The sequence below is a fragment of the Bacillus kalamii genome, assembly GCF_047238185.1.
Taxonomy (GTDB): domain Bacteria; phylum Bacillota; class Bacilli; order Bacillales; family DSM-1321; genus Bacillus_AD.
Genome location: NZ_JBDFMI010000001.1, coordinates 1,667,788 through 1,692,185, shown reverse-complemented (window position 1 = coordinate 1,692,185; position 24,398 = coordinate 1,667,788). Strand labels below are relative to the sequence as shown.

Sequence of the window (24,398 nt, the reverse complement as noted above, 5' to 3'; positions counted from 1 at the left end):
ATTCCATTTTTCGCAAAACGGCCCATTTTTAATTCGTCTCTAAAGGCAATAAACCAATCCATTCCGCTTTTTTGTTGAAACCGCCAATTCACTCGCAGACCGTACCCAGCCAACAATAGCTACCTGCCAATAAAAAAAGCCTCCCAATGAGAGGCAGAAGTGATAAAGCATAAGCTCAGGCTTTTACTTCCTGTACAGAATGATTGAATAATTCCTCCGCTTCCTTTACGGAGAAATGCCGATGTACAATTGCATCGATCGCTTTCATCATAGCTAAGGGATGCTCGGATTGCCAAATATTCCTTCCCATATCAACGCCAGCCGCCCCGGATTCCATCGCTCTTCTGGTAATCTCCAATGCCTCTCCGATTGTATCGAACTTCGGCCCACCCGCAATGACTATCGGGACCGGACATTTGCTTGTGACCTGCTCGAAGTCAGAACAGTAATACGTTTTGACAATATCTGCTCCCATTTCTGCAACAACACGTGAAGCCAAAGCCAAGAAACGGGCATCTCTTTTTTCCAGTTCCTTGCCTACGGCTGTAATCCCCAATACCGGTACGCCATAATCATGGGCCGCTGTGACTGTTTGGGCTAGATTGGTAATCGTTTGAGTTTCATAATCAGAACCGACAAAAACGGAAACCCCTACACCCACGACGTTATGCCGGATGGCTTCCTTCATGGATGTCACTATTGTTTCGTTAGCGAGATCCTTGCCAACCACTGTCGGTCCCCCCGACACTCTCAATACCATCGGTTTGGTGGTTGTATAAGGAATGCAAGAGGACAATATTCCTCTCGTTACATATAAAGAATCCGTATAGTCCAATAATTCCTTTACCGTTTCTCCCGGTTGTTCAAGTCCATGCACTGGTCCCAAAAAATAGCCATGGTCGATTGCCAGCATGACAGCTCTCTTATTTGGCAATAAAGCATTCATTCGATTATGAAATCCCCACACCATACTCTCTCACTCCTCTTTATCGACGATTGGATTGGGTGCTTCCACAGAATCCCGGCCTGCTATGTGTGGTGATTTAATAAAGAGTGCCTTACATTCCTCACCGCTACGATTGATTAAATAATGGCGCTCTAAAGGGCGGCATTGTATCAGGTCACCGGGTTGGACATGGATTTTTTGTTCATTCACATAAAAATCAATTTTTCCATGTAAAACGAAAAAGACCTCTTCACATTCGGTATGATAATGATTGGTGAAATCCTGCCCTGGTTTGAGAACAACGATGCCAACATCAATATTCGGCCCTTTCAATAAATACTTTGGCCCATAATCGCCAAAACGGTATACAAAATCATGTTCATTCACCTTTTCCATTTTCCCCAGCACGCTCCTTTCTTTTAAATCCCGGCTCCTTCCACATATGCCTAGTAAGGCCGGTATCAGCCAGTTCCAATTGCTTTTTATACACCCTTTCCCACTGTTTATACAATCGTTGATAGATAGCATGCTTTTCAAAATCAGGTGTATAAGTAGTATCCCATGCAATAACTGTTTCCACTGCTTTCTCCAATGATGGATAAAATCCTGCTGAAACGCCCGCGACGATTGCTGTACCTAAGGCCGCCGCCTCTTTGACACATGGCACTTTTACAGGTATCCCTAAGACATCAGCCAATATTTGCCCCCAAAGAGACCCTTTTGAAGCACCGCCGACAAATATCACTTCATTTGGGTAGAATCCTGTGAATTTCTTAATAAGGCATAGGTTTCCGTAAGAAATAAGAGCAGCATTTTCTTCCAGTGCACGGAACATGGCGATTTTTCCATTCCCTTTATCATCAATAGGCAAATTGATGAAAGAGGGGGAAGCATGCCTCCATGACATATAATTCATCGTATCCGAAAATATCGGGATAACACCACAGGAGCCGGCTTCCAGGACAGAGGCTTTTTGTTCCAGTAGTTCATAAGGATCTTGCCCTGTCTCTTTAGCTTCTTCCACTTCCTTTTCGCAAAACGTATCGCGGAACCACCGCATGACGAGACCGGGATTAAAGGTAATGGTTTCTATTTGGTACAGCTTTTGTACAGAATGGCAATTCAACCTGATTCTTGCATCAGAGTCGGGGGCAGGGCTTTTTGTATTCACTTCCTGTTGCCAAAAAGATCCTCCTGAAATGACGGTTTGCCCCTCGAAAATGGCTCCGCATCCAACTGAAGCCATTTGGGCATCCCCTCCTCCGCTAACAACTAATGTTCCTTTTTTCAATTTTGTCTCATCCTCAACAGCCTCTGAAATGCTTCCAATAATGGTTCCTGCTTCATTGAGAGGAGGAAGGAGATCAGGTTTTAAATGACATGCCGCCAAGACATCACCTGCCCATTCCCTTTCTTTTAATTGGATTAGACCTGTTGAACTGCCATTGGACACATCCATTTGCAGTTCCCCAGACAATTTATATAATATCCAATCGTTGATCATGGACATTTTATACGCCTGCTCATATAAACCCGGTTCTTTTTGTTTCACCCACAACAGTCTCGGCAATGCTGATAAGGCGAATGTTTGGCCAGTTTTCATATAAGTGTCCTGCTCTAGGGTTGGCATCCTTTCCCGTAAATCAGTAACTTCCTCATATGCTCTAGCATCCACATTTGCGCACGCCCAAATTTCTTTCCCTTCCCTGTCATACAAAACAAATGCTTCCCTCATACTAGTTGCGCTTACCACTTTAATCGAAGCAGCATCAATGTTCGACTCTTCAATGCATTCGCTGATACACTCCTTTACAAGCTTCCAGTTCAGCACATAATCAAAATCCATCGAGCCGGGAAATAGAGGATTAGCTTGATGGGACCATTCGCTCTGCGAACAACTTATCTCTTTGCCTGTACGATCAAAAAGAACCGCACGTATACTTCCAGTACCTGCATCTAAGGCCAAAATATGCTCCATATTATTGATCCCCTTCTCTTCCCAATAATGCAAGGGCTGTTTGTTCATCTGTTACAAGAGTGTGTATATAGCCTCCTTTTAAGGCTCCATATATCGCTTCCACTTTATTTTGGCCGCCGGCCACGCCAATTACATGCTGCGTTTCCTTCAGCTTATCAAGTGATATTCCGATATATCTATGGTGATGGGGCAAATCAAGGAGTTCCCCCTCTGCATTAAAGAATTGTCCCAATATGTCTCCCGCAGCCTCCTGCTTTTTTATATACGCTAGTTCATTCAATGAAAGGCTTTCTTCTTGGATAATGGTCGCATCTGAATAGACTCCGCCGATACCAACTAACGAATAAGCAGAAAGATGAATGAAATCGAGAATTTGTTTAATGGCAGGCTCCTTCAAAAAAATTTCTGCGAGCTCAGTGCTCGATGCCAACATCGGAGCAGGAATCACATGTATTTCATTGAACTTCTCCATTCTCCCATCCTGCCCTTGTCGGTTTTGCAAATAAAAATGGATTCCCCCTGTCAATGTCACCACAGAGGTAATTTGATCCCAGCGTATGTCTAAGCGGTCAATGGTTTGTGCCACTGTTCTGCCCCACCCTATCCCTATCAAATCATTTGGCTGCAACCGGGACTGCAAAAATTGTGCTGCTGCCTTTGCCAGAGAATCCACTAACCCCTCGTCATGAACAGGAGTCGGTATGATGAATGCATTCTTTAGATTGAACTGATTGATTATTTCCTGCTCTACATTCAGGCAATTCCCTTCCAATCGTTTAATATGGATTTGTACGATTCCTTCGGTTCTTGCTTTTTCCAATAAACGTACAACCTTTGTCCGCGACATCCCTAATTGTTCAGCGATCTCACTTTGGTTCATATTTTCTTTATAGTAGAACCAAGCAGCCTTCATAAGGTTATTGTCATTTATCAGATCTTCAGCCATTTTTCTACTCTCCTTCACAAAAATCCAAAGTACCGTCTTTTGTTCACGCATACTTAATGTATATGGATTGCTTCTTTTCGTATGACTTCAAGATTTCCAAAAAAATATGTAAGTCAGCAGTAATAGTACAACCCTTTATTGTGTAAATAATCTGTAAGATCTTTCAAACACTGAACTTTTGTTTAATGGTTCAGCTCGCCTATTTGTATGCGCTATCAAACAAAGGAGGTGATCCATTGCTATGGCTGATTTAACCTGTCCCTTGCTGGCTGTTAACAGGATTCATAAACGATTTACTTCAACACCCATTTTGAAAGGGGTATCCCTTTCTCTTCACAAAGGGGAAATTCATGCCCTCGTTGGAGGAAATGGCGCCGGGAAATCAACATTGATGAAAATCATATGCGGATGGTATCAGCCCGATAAGGGAACTGTTCTTTTTAAAGGCAAACCAGTCCATTTTTCTAAAAATCGGCACGCCGATCATTCAGACATGTATCTCGTACCACAAGAACCTCTCATATTCCCGAATATGAGTGTGGGAGATAATATCACCATTGGTATGAAGGGGAAAAAGAATGCCCTTTTAAAAAAGGCAGAAACAATCATCTCATCGCTGGATTGGCAGCTGGATATGGCACAAAAAGGCTATTCTCTATCAATAGCTGATCAACAATTGGTTGAAATTGTTAGAGGATTGATGAGGGAAAGTGAAGTGCTGATCTTGGATGAACCAACCTCTACGCTGACCTTCCATGAAATTAAGGCACTATTCAACAGCATAAGGACATTAACGGAAAAAGGGATTGGCATTTTTTATATCACCCATCGGTTCGAAGAAATTTTTCAATTAGCAGACACTGTATCAGTCATGAGGGACGGTATCGTTTCAGAATCAGGGCATGTATCCGAATTTACAATTGAGCGGTTAATCGACGGGTTGTCACCAAAAACAAATAGAGAGTTCCAGTTGGATACTGATACCCTTTCTTTAGGATCGCCTGTAAGCAACGATAGTGAAAATGTGCCTGTATTAGTCATCAACAATATTTCTGGAAATGGGTTCCGCCATATTTCTTTTAACCTTCTTCGAGGAGAAATTGTGGGGATCGCAGGCGTAATCGGGGCTGGTAGAACAGAACTTGGTGAAGCTATAGCCGGCATAAAACAGATCCATGAAGGCTCAATAAAGCACTCTGGAATAGATATTCGACCATTTACCTTCTCCCAAAGAATGAAAAAAGGAATTGTGTATGTACCAGAAGATCGCCAAAAAAATGGGTTGTTTTCATTTGAAACGATCCGCAATAACATATCTTCCACCCTTTTGCAGCATTTTACAGCTTTTTTCCCCTCGAAGAAAACAGAAAAAGGAATGGCAGCCGAATATATATCCAAGCTGAATATAAAAGCCGCAAATGAAGAACAATTGCTTCAAGAATTATCGGGCGGAAATCAACAGAAGGTCGTCCTAGCCAAATATCTTGCATTGCAGCCGAATGTGATTATTTTAGATGAACCTACCAGAGGAATCGATGCAAATGCCAGAAAGGATATTTACGGAATCATCAAGAACCTTCAACTAAATGGCATTTCAATCGTTTTAATATCTTCTGATATGGAAGAACTGGTCGAAATGAGCGATCGCATTGTTGTATTGTATGAAGGAAGTATCGCCGGCAGCCTCGATAAGGAAGATTTTTGTACAAATAAGATTGCTTCGTTGGCATTTGGAGCAGAAATGGAGGCGAAGCATTAAATGCTGGCTCAACTTACCGGATTATGGAGAAGCCGTTCAATGGCCATCCTTCTCTTAATGATCCTCTTTTACTTGCTTATTTGTTCCATTAATCCAGCTTTCTTCGGCGGGGCTACACTTACTCTGCTGTTGAAATCAAGTGCTATTTTAGTGATTATGTGCATAGGGCAGGCATTTGTCCTGCTTACTGGCCATATTGATGTCTCAGTAGGTTCCACAATGGGCATTTCCGCTGCTGTGGGAGGCATATTACTGGCCGACTCCTATTCAATTACAACAGTAATACTGGCTGTTTTGCTCTTAAGTATATGTATCGGTGCAGTTAACGGCATAGGGATTTCTTTCCTGAACATTCCCTCAATCATAATGACCCTAGGGACAATGGGAATCATCAGAGGTTTTATGCTTATCACTACCGGAGGCAAGTGGGTTGAAAATATACCAAACTATTATAAACAATTATCTCAAGCGTCTTTTCTATCCGTTCCCTTTCCTGTATGGATTGCATTTGTATTGCTATGTGCTGCTTTTCTTTTTTTTACCTTTTGCAGATGGGGACAGTATGTTTATGCTGTCGGCGATAACAGGAAAGGGGCTGTATTAGTAGGCATCCCGGTAAAAAAAGTGACACTTCTGGCTTTTATTGCCTCTTCTTTCATGGCCGGCATTGCTGGCTTACTTTTCATCATGAATATTGGATTTGTCCCTAACCAAACAGGCAGCGGACTGGAATTACAGGTGATCGCAGCTGCAGTCCTTGGCGGAATCAGCCTGAACGGAGGCAGCGGTTCCATACTTGGGGCTGGTATTGGCGCTTTATTCTTCACTATGATTAATACTTCATTAATTTACATGAAAATACCCGCTTACTATAACAATGCTATCTCTGGCTTATTATTGCTTATCATCATAATATTCGACTCCAAATTCCATGCCTTTTTCAACTCAAAGGACAGCCGTGTTTCCTATTTTAAAAGAAAGAGAGGGAAACAGAATGGGCTATCATAGCAAATGGAGATGGGAAAGGTTCTTATTCCTCTTTCTCATTGCTGAACTAGTAGTATTCGCTTTTATGGCACCTGGTTTTTTCGATTTGAATAATCTCCTTTACAGCGTGAACGATTTTGCTTTCATTGCCTTGGCAGCCATCCCAATGACATTCGTCATCATTGCAGGAGGCATAGATGTTTCTGTCGGTTCTGTAATGGGATTAACCTCGATTGTAACAGGGGTCTTATGGAAGAATGGAATCGATTTGCCCTTTGCTATTATGATAGCCTTAATTTGCGCAATGCTGGCCGGTGCATTAAACGGCTTGATTATTATAATGACAGGTGTACAGCCTCTGGTCATCACACTTGGTGGAATGTTCCTGTTTTCCGGTATTGCGCTTGTTATTTCTGGTGGTTCAAGTGCTTCCGGCTACGAAGGCATTAGCGGCTTCCCTGCCCAATTTTCTGATTTTTCCAACGGAACTACGATGGGCATTCCACATTCACTCTGGCTATTAATCGTTACTAGCCTTGTGTTCGGCCTACTCCTCCATAGGACCCGGTATGGCAGAAAGGTTTTCTTGGTGGGCGTTAACCGCAATGCAGCCTTTTATAGCGGTATTTCAACTAAACAGATCATTTTAAGCACTTATATTTTTTCCTCATTGGGGGGTGGAATGGCTGGCATTGTCCTAACATCCTACTTTAGTTCGGCACGTTCGGACCTTGGATCAGAATCCGTTCTTCACGTTATCACAGCCGTTGTTTTAGGAGGAACCAGTATTCTGGGGGGAAAAGGAAGTGTAATCGGCACACTTATTGCAAGCTTTGTCATAGGCATCATGCAATATGGCCTGCAGATGTCGGAAATGACGAGTGAAGAAACCAGTGTGGTTATCGGTTTCATGTTAATTCTCGCTATCCTTTTCAGAAACAGCCACATCCATTTTTTCAGAATGGACAAATGGCTTCCTTTAAAAAGAAGGCATAAAGAATAACAGTTATCTTTCAGGAGGGTGAAAAAATGAAAGTGATCAAACAAGTGTTTTCCGGTATGTGTATATGTATACTTGTTTTGGTATTAGCCGCCTGCAGTGGAAACGGTTCGAAGGTTTCAAAGGAAAAAGAAGAAGTAAAGCTAGCATTTATCCCTAAATTGACAGGAGTGGGCTTTTTTACTTCTGGAGGCCAGGGAGCAAAAGAAATGGCAGACTCTCTAAATATTAAGTTGAAGTATGATGGGCCAAGTGAAGCATCCGTATCAGGACAAGTGAAATATATAAACAATTTTGTCAATCAAGGGTATGATGCATTAATGATTTCCTCAGTATCTGTAGATGGATTAAGCCAAGCTTTGAAAAGGGCAAAAGACCGGGGCGTGAAAATTATCACATGGGATTCAGATGTGAAGCCTGAAGACAGGTCTTTTTATATTAATCAAGGAACACCTGAACAATTGGCGGAATTATTGATCAAAATGACATATGAGCAAATCGGGGATAAAGGCGAGGTTGCTTTCTTTTATTCAAGCCCTACCGTTACTGACCAAAACCAATGGGTGACAAAAGCAAAAGAAATCATCGCTGAACAATATCCCGGCTGGAAAATAGTAACCACACAATACGGAGACAATGATGCCCAAAAATCATTGGCTGTAGGGGAAAATATTTTGAAAACGTATCCAGATATTAATGCCATTATTTGCCCGGATGCCACAGCGCTGCCTGCTATGGCGCAGGCAGCTGAAAATGCGGGCAAGAATGGGCATCTGGCCATTACCGGATTTTCCACTCCGAACGTTATGAGAGAATTTGTAAAACGAGGTACCGTCAAGCAATTTGGGCTTTGGGATGTTAAAAAGCAAGGTGCTCTGGCTGCTTATGTCGCTTATTTGATGACTGTTGAAAATAAAAAACTAAAGGTAGGAGATGAATTTGAGGTCCCGACTGTAGGCAAAGTGAAAATTGAACCGAATTCTATCCAAGGGTATCAATATCATTCTAAAGAAAGCGGCATTATCTTGTTGCCAGAACGTGTTGTTTTCACAAAGGACAATATCGACAACTATGATTTCTAAAGTAAAAAGGGCAATCGGTCTCGATTGCCCTTTTGATCTTATTAGTTAGGTTCGATTGCTTTTCCAAGTGAAAAGACTAATTGATAGATTAATTCCAGCGCCTCCTGAATAGTCATACCATGATCAAATCCACTTACATAATCTAATGTAAAATTCAATTCCCATAAACCGTCATTTTGGCTGAACATCAATGAATATAAAGGTTGTCCGCCAGCTAGAGAATCTTCAAGAAAATCTTTAATAGCCTGTTGGTATTTTTTCGGCACTTTTAAACCGGTCATCACGTTGTACGTTTTAAATACATCATCTTGTTCAAAGGAAATCCCTTCGATGCCGATGCAATCGAACCATGCTGACTCAATATATAAAAATTCGTTTTGATGGCGCTTGAAATAGGCAATCGGTTCACTTAGAAAATCTTCACTTTGTTCAGATATGAAATTTTCGGTTTCTTTATCGCATAACTCAAGGTAAATGGAGGAGAAACGGTCTTTTGGATCGCCGATTTGATATGTGACATTTGTCGGAAGGATCCCTTTCTCTTCGGCATACCTTTGTTCCGCCGGAAAAAGGACAATCCCCTCAGGATGGTCCTTTGCTGTATTAGTAATGAATTGCTGTACTTGTTCTTTTAACATTTCTTTCATTCCTCCCGTACCACTCAATAACGCATTCGGTTATCAGCGACTATTTATAAATCGATTTCAATTCCGACCGGACAATGGTCACTGCCCATTATTTCACTATGTATAAATGCCTCACTTAAATACGAAGCAAGTTCTGATGACAGAATAAAATAATCGATCCGCCATCCTATATTCCGCTCCCGGACTTTGTTCATATAGCTCCACCATGAATAGCTGCCTGTTTTATCAGGATATAAGTAACGGTAGCTGTCAACAAATCCAGCCTCAAGCAAACAGGTCATCTTTTCCCTCTCTTCATCAGTAAAGCCTGAATTTCCTCGGTTGGAAACGGCATTTTTCAGATCGATCGGCTTGTGGGCGACATTTAAATCGCCACATAAAATGACAGGCTTTATGGTGTTCAATTGAGACAGATAATTCTTAATCTCGTCTTCCCATTCCAGCCGGTATGGCAATCGGCTCAAATCTCTTTTTGAATTGGGCGTATATAGATTAACCAAGAAAAAGGATTCAAATTCAAGGGTAATTGAACGGCCCTCTGCTTCAGCTTCCTTGTCCCCTATCCCGTATGAATAGGAAAGCGGTTCTTGTTTGGTAAATATGGCGGTACCGGAGTACCCTTTCTTTTCAGCATAATTCCAATATTGATGATAGCCTTCAAGCTCCAATTCAATCTGGCCTTCCTGCAATTTAGTTTCCTGTATACAAAATATATCAGCATCCACTTGATGAAAATAATCCAAAAAGCCTTTCTTCACACAAGCGCGGATGCCATTGACGTTCCAAGATACAAATTTCATGACGTGTTGTACGCTCCCCCAAAGTATTTAAGTTAACTATACTATTTCCACGCCCATTTTTGTAGTATAAGAATCCGCTTCCGGCCAAGACTGCGAGGCAGGGGCAAATATTTCTCATCCCAAGAAAACAGCACCATACAACAACGATATACCTATCACATATGCCGGATGCATTTTGAATTTTTCCATCAGTATAAAAGAAACGACTGCAATGATGGCCGTTTGGGTCAAAGCTATGGTTTGGTACCCTTCTACGAAAAAATTTATGGCCATCATTCCAAGTAAAACAGCAATAATAGGCCTTATAAAATTGGTCAGCCTTTTCACTTTTGGTGATTCTTTATGCTTCATGATCACAGCTAAAAGTAAGATCATCATTATTAGACTTGGTGCCACTGTAGCAAACAAAGCAAGGGCTGCTCCACCCGCTCCAGCTATCTCATAGCCTACGTAACCAGCCATTTTAGTGGCTATTGGACCAGGCAGGGCATTTCCGACAGCAATCATTTCGCTGAAATCCGCCACACTCATCCAATGATACTTATCAACGACTTGTTCCTTCACTAACGGTATATTGGCCGGTCCGCCTCCATAACCAAGTATGCTCGGAATAAAAAAAGCCCAAAACAACTGCCAATATATCATTGTTCCACCTTCTTTCCTTCAACCGATTTCTTGGATGCAGGTAGAATCAATGCAATAAAAAGGACAATAATGATAACGATAGGCGTAGGAATGTTTATGACTTCCATCAATAAATAGCCGGCAGCAATAAAGACAATAGTCTTTATCCATCCCATTGTTTTGGAAGACTTAGCCGCAAAATCCCATGTCATTGTGGCCAGCATGACACCTACAACAGGTATGACAGCATTTGTCATGCCCTGTACCCAAGGCTTATCGCGATAGCTTGAAATCAAGCTAAGGAACACAATCATAATAATGACAGTGGGCAAAACAGATGCCACGATGGCGACAACCATGCCGAGCCAGCCTTTCTGCCTATATCCGATATAACCGGCAAGCTTAGTGGCTATTGGGCCGGGTAAAGCATTGGCTAACGCAATCAAGTCTGAAAACTCCTCATCGCCCATCCACTTATAGCCATCGACAGCCTCAATCTTGATTAAAGGAATAGCAGATGGGCCGCCTCCGTATCCCAGCATGCCTACCCGAAAAAAAGCCATAAACAATTCTTTATAAATCATATATAACCCACCATCTTTCTCTCTAACAATACCTTCTCCGAATGCGCCATTCTTTGCTATCAAAAACAATAATATGTATGCCAAAAAGATTTTTTAATAGTCCATGCGAAGGCTCGGAGTGTTTTAAAAAGAATCTTTTCTTATCATACCTTCTCGATCGGGTATAATCCATAAAAAATACCTCCAACCTCATATGCAATGCAATCCCATAATAAAAAGCATGGATAAAGGATATCTCATGCTTTGGTCGAAATCGTTATTACACACCTATTTTTAGCCATAATGTTTGCTTTTTGACATACATATCCTTAATGGATCCTAACGGGAGTGATTTGATTGTCTTCATTTGATTACAATCGATGTATAGATGGCCTTCTTTGTAAACCGATCCATTTTTGCTGTTAAAAACCTTTTTCCTGAGCCATTCTTGATTAATCGGCTTCATTTGCTCTACATAAAAGCATAGAATACGTTTGTCTGCTGAAACAGGACGGCAGATTAATTCGAATGGAACCGGAATAATCCCTGCTCTGTATTTCCCTCTCAAAACCAGCTTCTCATCTATCAAATCGACATGCATTCCATCCAAAGTATCACTATGATGATTAAGAATCCATTGGAGTGCTTGCTGTGAAATAGGGATAGGCAATGAATGCTCCGATATTTTTTCCAGGATTGTTTTCTTCAAGGAAGCACTGTGCCCCACTACAGTCTCAAACCTATTTTTCATGATAGCCCTTACCTGCCTTATTTAGAATCACATTCAAAGGCAGTATATGTATAGGGTCTTGTATACGTGTCATTGTGTGTATAGTTCTCTTCTTCTCCCATTTAGGCAAGGAACCGTTTTTCTGACAGTGTCAATTCTGCCAAAATCTATCGTAGTTGCAATTAATCCTTCCTCTTCGCCGGCATCAGCCATTACGACTCCCATCGGATCGACCAACATGCTACGACCGGTGTAAACAGTCCCTGATTGATTGCAGCCACAAACAAAGACTGTGTTTTCTATGGCTCTTGCCTTCAATAAGGTCTGCCAATGTTCTTCCTTTAATGGGCCTTTCACCCAGCCTGCCGGAATAATGATTAAATCTGCATTTTGATCCACCAAGTGCCTCGCGACCTCCGGAAAACGCAATTCATAGCAAACCATCATCCCGATCTTCCCGAATGGAGTATCCATCACTTGGAATAAATCTTGTCCGGGCAAGATTGTATCTGATTCTTTATAGGAAAAAGCATCATATAAATGTGTCTTACGATAAATCCGTTCCAACGCTCCGTTTGAATTGATGGCGACGATCGTATTAAACGCTTGTTGGGTGTTATCAGGTATAGACTCGAATATACCGCACACAACGTATATATTTCCTTCCTTAGCACTCTTTTGAAGAGCGCTCACAAAGGGCCCGTTAACGCTTTCTGCCACTTCCGCAGGCTTCAAGCCATTATTAGCAGTAACCAATGCCATTGCCATTTCAGGCAGTATGACCATATCGGCATTCTGTTTAGAGGCCAATTGTATATACATTAAGATTTTTGCCAAATTTTCTTCTTTATTTTCTGTCGTGCTCATTTGGGCAGCAGCTATCTTCATAAAGAACCCCCCCCGATGTTATTTCCACGCTTCACATTGAAACATTAACCTGTCCATTTCAAGAGGCGCTCTCTGCATTTGTACAGGGCAAATTGTATTATACTGTTTCACCTCTTGATTGATTCCAGCCAAAATAGATGAAGCTTCATCATGCGGCATATTTTTTTCCATCTCCACAATTAAGTATTCCAGTTTTCCTAAAATCAGCTTTCGCTTCTCTACCCATGCCGGCAAATAACCTGCATCTCTTGCCGTGTTTTGAAAAGATTGGAACACGTTCCCTTTAAACATGTTCTTCGGTAAAGGCTTACCGAATCCAGGATTATTCTTTAAATCGATTTCTTCTCCATCACGCCTGTACGAGATTGCATTTTCCTTATTTTCTTTCACAGTCCCACACCCTATCCTTTGGTCATTTAGAAAACAAGACTAATTCCTTTTCACATTATATCATTTTTAATAAAAATCAGAAAATTCAATCCGAATAACACTAACATCCTTTTTTGACTGACAATCCTTTTTCATTTCCAAAAAATCTACAATTCTATGAACAAAAACTGCTTGCATCTAGTTTTTTGAGCCTTCTTGCTATGAATTTAAATAGCGATGCCCTAAAATGAATGTGTATTCTATGTATCCAATGCGCAAGACGAAATTTTCAATCAGGAGATAATGCAAAATGGTGATAGACGAAACAAATTTGAAACAATGGCAGTATATTATGATGAAGTATAAATTCGGACTGGATGAAATAAGTACAAAATTAAATATTATAAATGAAGAATTCCAAGTCTTGCACGACCACAATCCAATTGAGCATATTAAATCAAGGATCAAGAATGCAAAAAGTGCGATTCTTAAGCTTGAACGAAAAGGATTGGAGCCCACAATCGAAAATGCCGAAAAGCACATAAAAGATATTGCCGGAATCCGGGTCATTTGCTCCTTTATCTCTGATATCTACAAAATCTATGACATTATAAAAAAACAGGATGATGTTCGTGTACTTAAAGTGAAGGATTACATTTTAGAACCAAAAGCAAATGGTTATGAGAGCCTTCATCTTTTAGTTGAAGTACCCGTTTTCTTGTCAGACCATACAGAGAAAGTTTGTGTAGAGATTCAAATCAGAACAATCGCCATGGATTTTTGGGCCAGCCTCGAGCATAAAATTTATTACAAGTTTGATAAAGAGGTACCTACTGAATTAACATCCGAATTAAAATCCGCTGCAGAAATGGTCCATTATTTGGACCATAAGATGAAGACCATAAAAGATAATATGGATTTATATAAACTTCAGGAAATGAAAATATAAATAAGTGGCCGGTACTACCTAGTACCGGTTTTCTTGGTATGCGACAGCAATCTGCAAATGAATCCCGTTGATTCATTGTCTGGGGCCCATAAAGGCACATCTAAAGTATGCCCATGGTAGGAAATCAAATCTGCCCCGTTGTTGATTAACTCCCGTAAAGTTGAACCGTTTTCAATCAATGGCCAATGTGATGGCTCTATCCACAATAGTCCGATTACATCATCCCCAGCTTCCAACCGTTTATCGTTTTGTACTACAGCTTGATAAACCGCACCATAGACGAAAGGCCCTGTAGGTAGCCCTCTTTTATAGGGTTTCTCCGGAGTAGGATTACGATTTTTTTCAAACAGAAAGGGTTTAATCTTGTCGCTGACCTCAATCTTGATTAATTGTCCAGTTTCAAAATCAACTAAATGCGATTCATCTGAAGAAATCAATTCTATCTTTGATGAAGTTTCTTCCTGTCCTTCACGGAGCGCGCATTGAAGAATCGTTTCACCCATTTCCTGCCCTCCGCCTACACACCCAACCCTAAAGGCTCTACAGGCTAAACCGGCTGGCAAGTGGTCCTCGTTCAAGGTGACCAATAATGCTTCTTCTTTGCGTAGCAAAACACCTGCACAAAATGGTTCAGCACGTGTTAAATCCTCTATATTCAATTTCAACTCTTTCCTCCCATCTTCCCTATATGGCACTTATACATTATACCATTTTTTTCCTTATCAAGCACTTTGCCGCATCAATTTTCCAATAATGGAGAATATAGTTTTTTAATCAACTTATGTATTAAGGCTTATTTATTCATTGAAAACGCCCCTTTCTTTAACATGCCAGGAAAGGGGCGTAAAACGGATCATTGAACTTTGAATTGATTTCCAATATCGATAAGCTCTTTTGAGGTTTCATGCAGATCTTCAACCAGTTGGCTTAACGCTTCCATCGACGCTGAAATTTCCTCTCCCGAAGCCGAAACCTCTTCAATACCCGCTGCATTTTCTTGGGAAATGGAGGCTACCTCTTCAACAGAAGCAGTAATTTCTTCTTCCTTAGCAGAAACAGCTGATAACTGTTCACTCATAGCAATTGCCAGTTCATTCATCGAAGAGATGGACGTGGAAATCGTATTAAAGGTTTCACCTGTTTGAATAAGGTTAGTCCGCCCGTTTTCTACTTTTTCTAAACCGCGTTCTAGAATATCAACCATCTTGACTGAATTATTCGTCACCTCATCAACAATGGAATGAATGCCATTGACCGAATTCGATACTTCATTTGAAAGCTTTCGCACTTCCTCTGCAACAACGGCAAATCCTTTTCCATGTTCTCCGGCACGAGCAGCTTCAATAGCCGCATTTAATGATAATAAATTGGTTTGATCTGCTATTCCGCTTATCAACGATACTAAAGAAGATACTTTTTGATTTTGCTCATTCAACACAGTGATCTGATCGACTGATTCGTTAATAATCGTATATATTTCTTCCATTTTCCCTCTAGAATCGTTCATCAGATTTGCTCCATTTTTCGATTCCTCTAATACTTGGCTTGTTGCACGGGCTATTTCATTGCCTTGCATGGTTGTCAATTGGTTCAATGTTGAGTATTCCTGCATATGTTCATTCAAACTAGTTGCCAGATGGGCCTGCGATTCAGAACCTAATGCCATTTCTTCCATTGTAGTGGCTACTTGGTTTGCTCCTTCTGACACTTCCTTAGAAGTCTCATTTAATTGAACGCTCCGTTCATTTAATGAGCGGGAAACCCCCAACATCTTAGTAATCAATAGTTCAAGTGTGTTTGTCATTTCTTTAATTGATTTATATAGTTGGCCTATTTCATTATTGGATGTAACATTTTGTTCATTGATCTGTGTTTTTGCTTTTTCCACTTCACCTTCTGTGATAAATTGAGCAACCTTAGTCAAACGCTTTAAAGGGTTCAGCTTTTTCCCTAAATACATATAAACGATACCAAGCAATAGACCAGTAACTATTACCGCTATGGCAATAATGAATGGCAGCGTCGATTTAAGAACATCATTTTGGACACGTTTGACCGCTGTTGCATCCATTTCTATCCCCAGAATTCCGATGACCTCCCCGCTCTCATTTTTGATCGGGGCGAACGAAGAAAGATAGTCTCCGAATTCAGGATCGTTTACGATGTCGCTGCTATTTGTTTTGCCTTTCAAAACAGACTCGACATCCGAATATTGTGTGGCAGTTACAGCGGAACCTATATCTACAGGATTATCTTGGCCATCTACCATTATTTTCAATTTTTCACCATCAGCACCCATAGTATATACATATAAATATCCGGCTTTCTTTCTTATATCATTCAATTTACGTATTAAACTATCATAATAATTCCCATTCTCGGGATTATTCAAGAATTCCTGGTAGTCAGAAGGGTTTATTTGTGAAGCAATCCTGCTGGCGTTCATTTCTCCCGTCTCTTTATACGTACCGATAATTGACTTGCTGGAATTAAAATATATTATACCAATATTAAAAAGAAGCATGATGCATATTAAACTGAAAAGCAATAAAATAATTGATTTCTTTAATGACTTTCGTTTCATGATGTATTTATCCTCCATTGTCTAATCATTTCATATTCTTTTTATCGTCCAAAAATGCATAGTATTTGTAAGTAATTATTGGAAAAAAGAGTGGATGTTATTTTCCTAAAATAACATCCACTCTTTGCAATTAATGGCTTATCCGCTCATTTACGGTATCGATGATATGTTCAGCATATTCAAAAGCAACCTGGTCTACCGCATTAATATCTGCTATTTTATATCTATCGCTTGGATTAATTTTATTTTTCACAAGAATTTTTTCATGCAGCATTAAGGCGTCAATGTATTGTTCATAATCCGCCTGGCTTAACAGAGATTTAGATGATTGTTCATGGTTCAATGAATCAAAAAAAGGCTGAATGTCCATATAAACTCCTTTAAGTTCCTGTACTTTATGATGGGGTAATAGATCGTAATCGATATTCCCATACTTATCGCCATACTTCATTTTTGCAGTTGTGATTTTTTGAAGCATTCCCTTAAAATCCTCATACTCACTATCCCCCAGTTCTCCCTTTGCAGCAGACAATTTAACATTGACTAGGAAATAACTATCCATAGTAAAATAAGTGACTCTTTTTTTGATTTGTTCAAAAGACCCGTACAAATCATCTGCAAGTGTGTGGTTGTATGCCAAAGCGCTTGAAGGCAGCAATAAGGCGGCAATCATAGCTGAAATCAATAACGGCCTTTTCTTTTTCCTTCGAATAGAGGTGGTTTTTACCGCGTTAAGGACGGAATGCCTCAAGAGTGCCGGTGGCTCCAAATCAATTTCTTGTACAGCATGCCTAATCTTTTCATCCATTGGCAGCATTTATATTCCTCCTTCACATAATAGATTTAAAGTATCTTGCTGCTGGCTTAGCTTTCGGATGGCAGCATGATTGCGGGATTTTACCGTTCCTATTGGGATTTCCAGAATCCGGGCAGTTTGCTCTACCGTAAAATTGTTCATATAACGCAATATGACCACTTGCTTCAACTTATAAGGCAATTCATCGACCAAATCCCTTATTTTCTGATTCGTCATTTGGTTGACTATATCACCAGAAAAGTCTCCAGTATGCTCATTCCGTAAATATTTAGCTTTTTTTTCAATCGAAAAAATTCTCCATTTTTTCCTTTTGTAATTATGTATTTGCCTAATGGCAATTCCCATCAACCAAGCAAAAAATGACCTTGAAGGATCATATTTTTTAAGCGATTTGAATGCCTCAATATAGATTTCCTGAATGATGTCATCAACTGCTTGCCTTTCTTCCATTAAATACACCACATTTTTATACAGCTGATTTATCGTTCCATCATAAAGGATACTAAAGGCATCGGCTTTACCGGACAATACGCTATTAATTGACTGTCGCAGTTCATCTTCATTCATCTCTGTACCTCCTGCACGGTTTTACTATATATTGGTTCTTTTTCAAGAAAAAGTTCGAAAAGAAACGCATTATGTTGTTTGACAGGAAAATAATAACATATTATTCGGCTACAAATAGAATGATTCACATAAAAAAAAAGCCCCCTTATTAGGGAGCCTATATATTATATGGAGCAAGAACCGTCATCACACATGCCGCCATTTGATGTTCCAGATTGATTTGGCTGTATGATTTGGACAGGAGATGCCTGTTTTTCTTCCTCATAGACTTTATTTAATACTTCTGTGAAGACCTCGCTTGGCTGTGCGCCGGAGACAGCATATTTTTGGTTAAAAACAAAAAACGGTACACCTTGGACACCCATTTGAGATGCTAATTGCTGATCGTTCTGGACATCTTCACTGAAAGTGCCATCCTCAAGTACCTTCATGGATTTATTTCTGTCCAAGCCAACTTCTGCAGCCAAGTCTGCCAACACCTCATAATCACTGATTTTGGCTGATTCGGTAAAGTAAGCATGAAGGATCCTCTCGATCATCTCATACATTTTGCCTTGTTTATCTGCATAATGGCTTAATCGATGGGCAGCAAACGTGTTTGTCAAAATCATTGTATCAAAGCGGTAATCAAGACCCAATTCCTTGGCCTGGAGTGAAATCTGTTCTGTGAAGCCCTTTGCTTGTTCAATGGATACTCCCTGTTTTTTAGCCAAAACACTGTATATATTCTGGTCGCTTTCTTTTTTTGCATATGGATCCAATTGAAAGCTCTTAAAAGATACCTCTACTTCATCCTGATGATCAAACGTTTTCAAAGCTTGCTCGAAGCGGCGTTTGCCTATGTAACAAAAAGGGCAAGCAAAATCAGACCAAACATCTACTTTCATTCCTATTCCCCCTAGCGTATATGAATATGTACTTACGCTATTATAGGGTGTATAAGTTCCTATTTCAAAGAACTCGACTTCACTCAGCATCCATTTTTGCCAGTATGCCATTCAATGCCATATTGAGGAAAATGTCCGCTAATTGTTCTTCACTGACCTTCCCATCCGGTTGATACCAATAATAGGTCCAATTTGCCATTCCAAGAATTCCAAACGTAACCATATCCGCTTGAAGGTCTTTGCGGAACACTCCCTGCTTGATTCCTTCATCGATCACCATTTGAAAGTGATCCCGGAACAGATCTCTTTGTTCCTTAATCAGCTTAAATTGTGATTCTTCAAGGCTTCTCATATCTCTGAAGAATATTCTGGCACTGCTCCGTTGATCTTTAATGCTTTTAAGAAGCATAAGCACCATGCTTCTTAATTTTTGGACGCAATCATATGATCCATTATTTAGGATATCGGTTTGTTTCTTCAATAAAATGTGGATGTAATCCATGCAGATGTCGTTTAAGATGGATTGTTTACTAGCGTAATAGTAGTAAAAAGTACCTTTTGTCACGCCTATATGTGCAACAAGATCCTGTATGCTTGTTTCCTTATACCCTTTTTCTCCGAATAGTTCGATACTTGCCTGCAAAATCTTTTCTCTCATGTATCATGTACCTTTCTTTGTCCGTGTGCGCTTTTTGGTTCCATTATACCATATAGGTTATTTTACATAATGGATATTCCTCCATCCACAGTCAGGCAAGTTCCTGTTACATAATCAGACGCCTTTGAGGCTAAAAATATGACAGCACCTTTTAAATCTTCATCATTTCCGAATCGGTTCAAGGGGGTACCGGCCAATAAGGCATCATGGCTCCGCTCAATTAATACGTTAGACATTTTTGTAGGAAAAAAACCGGGAGCTATCGCATTCACATTGATTCCTTCCCTTCCCCATTTAACGGCCAGATCACGGGTTAATGACAGTATGGCCCCCTTGCTTGCACTATACCCGATTGTATCCATGACATCCGGATTTGTTCCGATTAAACCGGCTACTGAAGAAATATTGATGATTTTGCCGGATTGCTGTTTGATCATCACTTTCCCGGCAGCCTGTGACATTAAAAAGGTGCCGGTAGCATTCACATTCATGACTTTATTCCAGGCTTCCAAAGGCATGTCAGCAGCTGGTGCACCCCAAGAAGCGCCGCTATTGTTAATCAAGATATCGATACAGCCCCATTGTTCCAGTGTTTTCGACACGACATTGTCACACTCTTCAGGGTTCGTTATATCGCATTTCATTGAATATGCATCGATTCCCTTATGTCTCAATTCATCAAGTGCTTCATTATTCTTTTCGGCATTCCGGGAACAAATCATGATATTGGCTCCTGCTTCTGCCAGTGCGATGGCCATTTGAAGGCCAAGCCCTCTTGCTCCCCCAGTTACAATGGCTGTTTTTCCGCTTAAGTCGAATAAAGGATGATTAATCATTGAATAGCCTCCTTATGCTTGTACTTATTCAATTCATAGCGTGCAACCGCTCTTTTATGGACTTCATCCGGACCATCTGCTAAACGGAGCGTGCGCAGATTAGCCCAGCTGGCTGCTAAAGTATAATCATCGCTGACTCCTGCTGCACCGAAAGCCTGTATTGCTTTATCCAGTACTCCTAGAGCCATTCTAGGTGCAACCACCTTAATCATTGCAATTTCAGCTTTGGCTTCTTTATTGCCGACTGTGTCCATCATATAGGCTGCCTTCATTGTAAGAAGCCTGGCCTGTTCAATTTCGATTCTTGCTTCAGCAATCCAATCCTGAATGACTCCTTGACGGGAAAGCGGCTTTCCAAAGGCTACCCGTCCGTTGACGCGTATGCATAGCTCTTTCAATGCTCTCTCGGCTGCGCCTATTGCACGCATGCAATGATGGATTCTTCCAGGGCCAAGGCGTCCTTGTGCAATAGCAAATCCTTTCCCTTCAGCCCATATCATATTGGATAAAGGAACCCTTACATTGTTGTACTCTATTTCAGCGTGGCCATGAGGTGCATGGTCATATCCAAAAACGGGAAGAGAACGTTTAATGGTAACGCCCTCAGCATCCAACGGTACTAGAATCATCGATTGCTGCTCATATTTTAATGCTGATGCATCATTTTTTCCCATGACGATAGCAATCTTGCAACGGGGATCAGCCGCACCGGAAGACCACCACTTTGTCCCATTAATCACGTAGTCACTTCCGTCTCGTACAATGCTTGTTTCAATATTGGTTGCATCAGAAGAAGCGACATCCGGTTCGGTCATCGAAAAACAGGATCTGATTTCACCAGATAAAAGAGGCTCCAGCCAGTTTTTTTTCTGTTCGGCACTTCCATAACGGACAAGCACCTCCATATTCCCTGTATCAGGTGCATTGCAATTAAATACTTCCGGCCCAATAATCGATTGCCCCATAATTTCACACAAGGGGGCATATTCCACATTGGTTAAACCAGCTCCATATTCACTTTCAGGCAAAAAGAGATTCCATAATCCCTGTTTTTTCGCTTTCGATTTCAATTCTTCCATGATAGGGGGTATCACAGCAAAGCGGTTATCTTTCAATAACTGTTCCTCGAATAAGGCTTCGGATGGAATCACTTCCTTATCCATAAATGACTGCACTTTTTGCTGAAGTTCCTTTACTTTATCACTGTATTCAAAATTCATGTATAGTAGCCCTCCCTTATACTAACCAGTCAGTATGTTTTTCTTCCTTTTTTCTGATAAAGCCATCTTCATCAAGTATGGCCGAAAATGGAATGGCATTCTGTTTCGCTATCCATTCAATATCCTGCCCATACCCATTTTCCACAAGCATTCTTCCTGTTTTTGACCGCTTCAGCACCTCCGTAATATCCATCGGTTTCTTGCCGGCAAGACAGTAGGCAGCCATGGCGGCATCATTCATTAGCAGATTTGTATAGGTGCTTAACGACTGCAGTAAAAGGCCACTCCCCAGAAAGTCCTCCATACAAAAATTGCCCGCCGAACCTGCACATACAATCATGATCGTGCGGTCACAGCAATCTTCCATGAGGGATTGTGCCGTAGCTTCTATATTCATTATGGAGCCTATATACGTTTTGTGCGCACCTGAACTGCATCCAATGGCTACTGTTCCATTTGTACTTGCAAGAATGACATGCTTGTCTAAACAATTCTTTCTTAGATACAACGGCGTTGGTTGGGTAAAGCCTTTTATCGTTTTACCGTCCAACTCGCTGGCCAAAACACTTGAACCTTCAGGCATAGTCTGGGCTAGCGCTATTGCCTTTTCCTCATTGAATGCGGGATAGACCTTTTTTGCCCCGAATGATAAACAACTAACAATGGTTGATGTTGCCAACAGGACATCAAAAACAACTGCTATTTTCCGTTCATCCATCCAATCCGGCCGTATATGCTCTTTTGTCAGCAGCAGATGGATCTTTCTTGTGCTCATAAAGCTTCCTGGCTGGTATTGATACTATGCTGTATGATGCTTTTTACAGTATGCCCCAGATCCTGGAATCTTGGGTCATTGGTTTGCCCTTTCTGATAGCGAAGATAGATCTGCTGGCAAATAACAGCCAACTTAAAATAAGCAAATGTTATATAATAATGGATATTGCTGACATCCCTGCCGCTCAGGCTGCTGTATAATTGAACAAATTCTCTTCTGCTGAAAAAGCCGTTATTCACGGTGACTGGCGGTTTCCCAAGTCCATATTTGATTAAATCCGGATCACTGCTTTCTGTCCAATACCCCATTGCTGCTCCCAGATCAGCCAGAGGATCTCCAACCGTAGCCATTTCCCAATCAAACAAGCCAATCATTTCTCTCAAGTCTGGAGAAAACATGGCATTATTCAATTTGTAATCATAATGGATAATGGCTGGTTCGGCGGAAGTCGGCAAATGGTCTATTAGCCATCCTTGCAAAGAATCGACCCCTTTAATATCATCGGTTTTCGCTCTTTCATACCTTTTTATCCAACCATGAATTTGCCTTTCCATAAATCCATCAGGCTGTGCAAGTTCAGCCAGGCCAGTATTTTGGTAATCAATACTGTGTAGATTCACCAATTGTTTAACCATAGCGGTGGAAATATCTTGGCATACTTCTTCCGTCACATTGACTCCTCCGGGAAATTCAGTGTCAAGGACTGCGCCCTTTTTCCTTTCCATCAATAAAAAAGGGCTGCCGGTCAACTGGTCATCTCCACAGTATAGAAGCGGCTTAGGCGCTAATGCAAAAACCGGATTCAACCCTGTCAATATTCGAAATTCCCTTTCCATATCATGGGCCTTCGGAGCAACTGGCCCAAGAGGCGGCCTCCGGAGGACAGCCTCCCAGTCGCCCGTTTTCAGTAAATACGTAAGATTTGAATGGCCTGCAGAAAACTGTTCAACGATAAACGGTGCTTCTGGAAGGCCCTCTAACTGCCTGCGGATAAAGGGTTCAATTTTATGAATATCTAATTCTTCTCCATGCCTAACTGCTTTCGTATCCTTCATCAACATATTCCCCACTCTCCTGACTAACCGGTTGGTATGTTTTATTTAAAAAAAATCTCCCTCTATATTTTATTCCATCTTTTAGTAAAAATCCATTGTTATTTTATTATTCAAACAATAGCGCGCCAAAAAAGCGGCCCTATTGGACCGCTTATCTATTGCCTCTTCAGCAACAAATTTTAATTTCATCATAATCGATGCCTTTATGGTTATCATGGAAAATAACCCGTGTATGAAAAATATAAACGACTTGATCTGAACTTGGCTGCAAATAATCCGGCAATTGATATTTAAAGGCAATCTGGACACTTTCAGCATTATTCAATGTTTTCGTCATTAATATGGTAGCCGCACTTTCCTTCGAGACTACTTTTTGTTTTTTGGCATCTTTAATTAATAAATCACATTCGAGTCTCTTAATGGTTTCATTCATGCGACCGCCCGTTAAATGAAAATGGCCTGATACAATATCCCCGCATTTAAATTCTTTCGCTTCCAGAACTAAATTGACGTTCGTGCAACCAATGTTTAAAAGACGCATACATTTTTTCAACACTTTGCATTTGCCTCCTGTAAATCAAAATAACAGATGATGGGTGTTAGCCGGTACAATAAACAAACTATGTGTATGTGGATATTCAGGCCTAATAAAAAGCGCTGCAATAAGGTTTAGGCCTATCTAAGTAATTGTACTGCTTGGTCTTGTTGATTTGTTCTTTGAACATCATATC

27 protein-coding genes are annotated in these 24,398 nt (G+C 40.7%); 5 read left to right on the top strand and 22 right to left on the bottom strand.

Annotated elements, in window-relative coordinates; translation table 11 throughout:
- Window positions 1-175 precede the first annotated feature (175 nt).
- The 4 genes from lsrF to ABC357_RS08540 are packed head-to-tail and all read right to left on the bottom strand — an operon-like array spanning window position 176 to window position 3,870.
- Window positions 176-970, bottom strand: a complete 795-nt coding sequence (gene lsrF / locus ABC357_RS08555) for a 3-hydroxy-5-phosphonooxypentane-2,4-dione thiolase (protein ID WP_412887097.1) — start codon at window positions 968-970, stop codon at window positions 176-178.
- Between the two features lie 6 nt (window positions 971-976).
- Window positions 977-1,342, bottom strand: a complete 366-nt coding sequence (locus ABC357_RS08550) for a cupin domain-containing protein (protein ID WP_412887096.1) — start codon at window positions 1,340-1,342, stop codon at window positions 977-979.
- Window positions 1,326-2,924: an autoinducer-2 kinase gene (lsrK, locus tag ABC357_RS08545; protein ID WP_412887095.1), complete on the bottom strand. Its 1,599-nt coding sequence runs from the start codon at window positions 2,922-2,924 to the stop codon at window positions 1,326-1,328. The genes ABC357_RS08550 and lsrK overlap by 17 nt, the downstream gene beginning before the upstream one ends.
- Window position 2,925: 1 nt before the next feature.
- The gene (locus ABC357_RS08540; protein ID WP_412887094.1) at window positions 2,926-3,870 is read right to left on the bottom strand and encodes a sugar-binding transcriptional regulator; all 945 of its coding nucleotides are present in this window, start codon (window positions 3,868-3,870) and stop codon (window positions 2,926-2,928) included.
- A 241-nt stretch (window positions 3,871-4,111) separates the two neighbouring features.
- Here ABC357_RS08540 and ABC357_RS08535 point away from each other — a divergent pair, with 241 nt between their 5' ends.
- Genes ABC357_RS08535 through lsrB form a run of 4 tightly spaced genes read left to right on the top strand, consistent with a single transcriptional unit; the run spans window position 4,112 to window position 8,698 of the window.
- Window positions 4,112-5,629, top strand: a complete 1,518-nt coding sequence (locus tag ABC357_RS08535) for a sugar ABC transporter ATP-binding protein (RefSeq protein WP_412887093.1) — start codon at window positions 4,112-4,114, stop codon at window positions 5,627-5,629.
- Window positions 5,630-6,637, top strand: coding sequence for an ABC transporter permease (locus ABC357_RS08530; protein ID WP_412887092.1), 1,008 nt, complete (start codon window positions 5,630-5,632; stop codon window positions 6,635-6,637).
- Complete coding sequence (locus ABC357_RS08525; protein ID WP_412887091.1) at window positions 6,624-7,619, top strand: ABC transporter permease; 996 nt, start codon at window positions 6,624-6,626, stop codon at window positions 7,617-7,619. The genes ABC357_RS08530 and ABC357_RS08525 overlap by 14 nt, the downstream gene beginning before the upstream one ends.
- Before the next feature lie 26 nt (window positions 7,620-7,645).
- Window positions 7,646-8,698: an autoinducer 2 ABC transporter substrate-binding protein LsrB gene (lsrB, locus tag ABC357_RS08520; protein ID WP_412887090.1), complete on the top strand. Its 1,053-nt coding sequence runs from the start codon at window positions 7,646-7,648 to the stop codon at window positions 8,696-8,698.
- 41 nt (window positions 8,699-8,739) lie between these two features.
- Here the strand turns inward: lsrB and ABC357_RS08515 are convergent, their stop codons facing one another.
- From ABC357_RS08515 to ABC357_RS08485, 7 genes are all read right to left on the bottom strand, one after another.
- Entirely contained in the window at window positions 8,740-9,336 is a 597-nt protein-coding gene (locus tag ABC357_RS08515; protein WP_412887089.1) for a branched-chain amino acid aminotransferase, read from the bottom strand.
- 53 nt (window positions 9,337-9,389) lie between these two features.
- Complete coding sequence (locus ABC357_RS08510; protein ID WP_412887088.1) at window positions 9,390-10,145, bottom strand: exodeoxyribonuclease III; 756 nt, start codon at window positions 10,143-10,145, stop codon at window positions 9,390-9,392.
- Between the two features lie 114 nt (window positions 10,146-10,259).
- Window positions 10,260-10,790, bottom strand: coding sequence for a chromate transporter (locus ABC357_RS08505; protein WP_412887087.1), 531 nt, complete (start codon window positions 10,788-10,790; stop codon window positions 10,260-10,262).
- Entirely contained in the window at window positions 10,787-11,353 is a 567-nt protein-coding gene (locus ABC357_RS08500; protein ID WP_412887086.1) for a chromate transporter, read from the bottom strand. Before ABC357_RS08500 ends, ABC357_RS08505 begins: the two co-directional genes overlap by 4 nt.
- A 259-nt stretch (window positions 11,354-11,612) precedes the next feature.
- Window positions 11,613-12,083 (bottom strand): hypothetical protein, encoded by a 471-nt coding sequence (locus tag ABC357_RS08495; RefSeq protein WP_412887085.1) that lies wholly within the window; start codon window positions 12,081-12,083, stop codon window positions 11,613-11,615.
- Window positions 12,084-12,152: 69 nt separating this feature from the next.
- Complete coding sequence (locus tag ABC357_RS08490; RefSeq protein ID WP_412887084.1) at window positions 12,153-12,950, bottom strand: carbon-nitrogen hydrolase family protein; 798 nt, start codon at window positions 12,948-12,950, stop codon at window positions 12,153-12,155.
- An 18-nt stretch (window positions 12,951-12,968) separates the two neighbouring features.
- Window positions 12,969-13,340, bottom strand: a complete 372-nt coding sequence (locus ABC357_RS08485) for a DnaJ family domain-containing protein (protein WP_412887083.1) — start codon at window positions 13,338-13,340, stop codon at window positions 12,969-12,971.
- Window positions 13,341-13,629: 289 nt separating this feature from the next.
- Here ABC357_RS08485 and ABC357_RS08480 point away from each other — a divergent pair, with 289 nt between their 5' ends.
- The gene (locus tag ABC357_RS08480) at window positions 13,630-14,268 is read left to right on the top strand and encodes a GTP pyrophosphokinase (RefSeq protein WP_412887082.1); all 639 of its coding nucleotides are present in this window, start codon (window positions 13,630-13,632) and stop codon (window positions 14,266-14,268) included.
- A gap of 14 nt (window positions 14,269-14,282) precedes the next feature.
- On the opposite strand, the gene ABC357_RS08475 is transcribed toward ABC357_RS08480, so the two are convergent.
- The 11 genes from ABC357_RS08475 to ABC357_RS08425 all read right to left on the bottom strand — a co-directional run bounded on the left by ABC357_RS08475 (window position 14,283) and on the right by ABC357_RS08425 (window position 24,223).
- Window positions 14,283-14,933 (bottom strand): NUDIX hydrolase, encoded by a 651-nt coding sequence (locus ABC357_RS08475; RefSeq protein ID WP_412887081.1) that lies wholly within the window; start codon window positions 14,931-14,933, stop codon window positions 14,283-14,285.
- Window positions 14,934-15,121: 188 nt separating this feature from the next.
- The gene (locus ABC357_RS08470) at window positions 15,122-15,754 is read right to left on the bottom strand and encodes a methyl-accepting chemotaxis protein (RefSeq protein ID WP_412888615.1); all 633 of its coding nucleotides are present in this window, start codon (window positions 15,752-15,754) and stop codon (window positions 15,122-15,124) included.
- 1,228 nt (window positions 15,755-16,982) lie between these two features.
- Complete coding sequence (locus tag ABC357_RS08465; RefSeq protein WP_412887080.1) at window positions 16,983-17,669, bottom strand: DUF3600 domain-containing protein; 687 nt, start codon at window positions 17,667-17,669, stop codon at window positions 16,983-16,985.
- Window positions 17,670-18,236: a sigma-70 family RNA polymerase sigma factor gene (locus ABC357_RS08460; protein ID WP_412887079.1), complete on the bottom strand. Its 567-nt coding sequence runs from the start codon at window positions 18,234-18,236 to the stop codon at window positions 17,670-17,672.
- A 164-nt stretch (window positions 18,237-18,400) separates the two neighbouring features.
- A complete protein-coding gene (locus ABC357_RS08455; RefSeq protein WP_412887078.1) occupies window positions 18,401-19,123 on the bottom strand; it encodes a DsbA family oxidoreductase in 723 nt (240 codons plus the stop codon).
- Window positions 19,124-19,202: 79 nt separating this feature from the next.
- Window positions 19,203-19,781: a TetR/AcrR family transcriptional regulator gene (locus ABC357_RS08450; RefSeq protein WP_412887077.1), complete on the bottom strand. Its 579-nt coding sequence runs from the start codon at window positions 19,779-19,781 to the stop codon at window positions 19,203-19,205.
- A 62-nt stretch (window positions 19,782-19,843) separates the two neighbouring features.
- A complete protein-coding gene (locus ABC357_RS08445) occupies window positions 19,844-20,617 on the bottom strand; it encodes an SDR family oxidoreductase (RefSeq protein ID WP_412887076.1) in 774 nt (257 codons plus the stop codon).
- A complete protein-coding gene (locus ABC357_RS08440) occupies window positions 20,614-21,837 on the bottom strand; it encodes an acyl-CoA dehydrogenase family protein (protein ID WP_412887075.1) in 1,224 nt (407 codons plus the stop codon). Before ABC357_RS08440 ends, ABC357_RS08445 begins: the two co-directional genes overlap by 4 nt.
- 16 nt (window positions 21,838-21,853) lie before the next feature.
- On the bottom strand, window positions 21,854-22,612 hold the full coding sequence (locus ABC357_RS08435) for a 2-phosphosulfolactate phosphatase (protein ID WP_412887074.1): 759 nt from the start codon (window positions 22,610-22,612) through the stop codon (window positions 21,854-21,856).
- Window positions 22,609-23,673: a phosphotransferase family protein gene (locus tag ABC357_RS08430; protein ID WP_412887073.1), complete on the bottom strand. Its 1,065-nt coding sequence runs from the start codon at window positions 23,671-23,673 to the stop codon at window positions 22,609-22,611. Before ABC357_RS08430 ends, ABC357_RS08435 begins: the two co-directional genes overlap by 4 nt.
- Window positions 23,674-23,833: 160 nt before the next feature.
- Complete coding sequence (locus tag ABC357_RS08425; RefSeq protein ID WP_412887072.1) at window positions 23,834-24,223, bottom strand: sporulation protein; 390 nt, start codon at window positions 24,221-24,223, stop codon at window positions 23,834-23,836.
- Window positions 24,224-24,398: the final 175 nt, after the last annotated feature.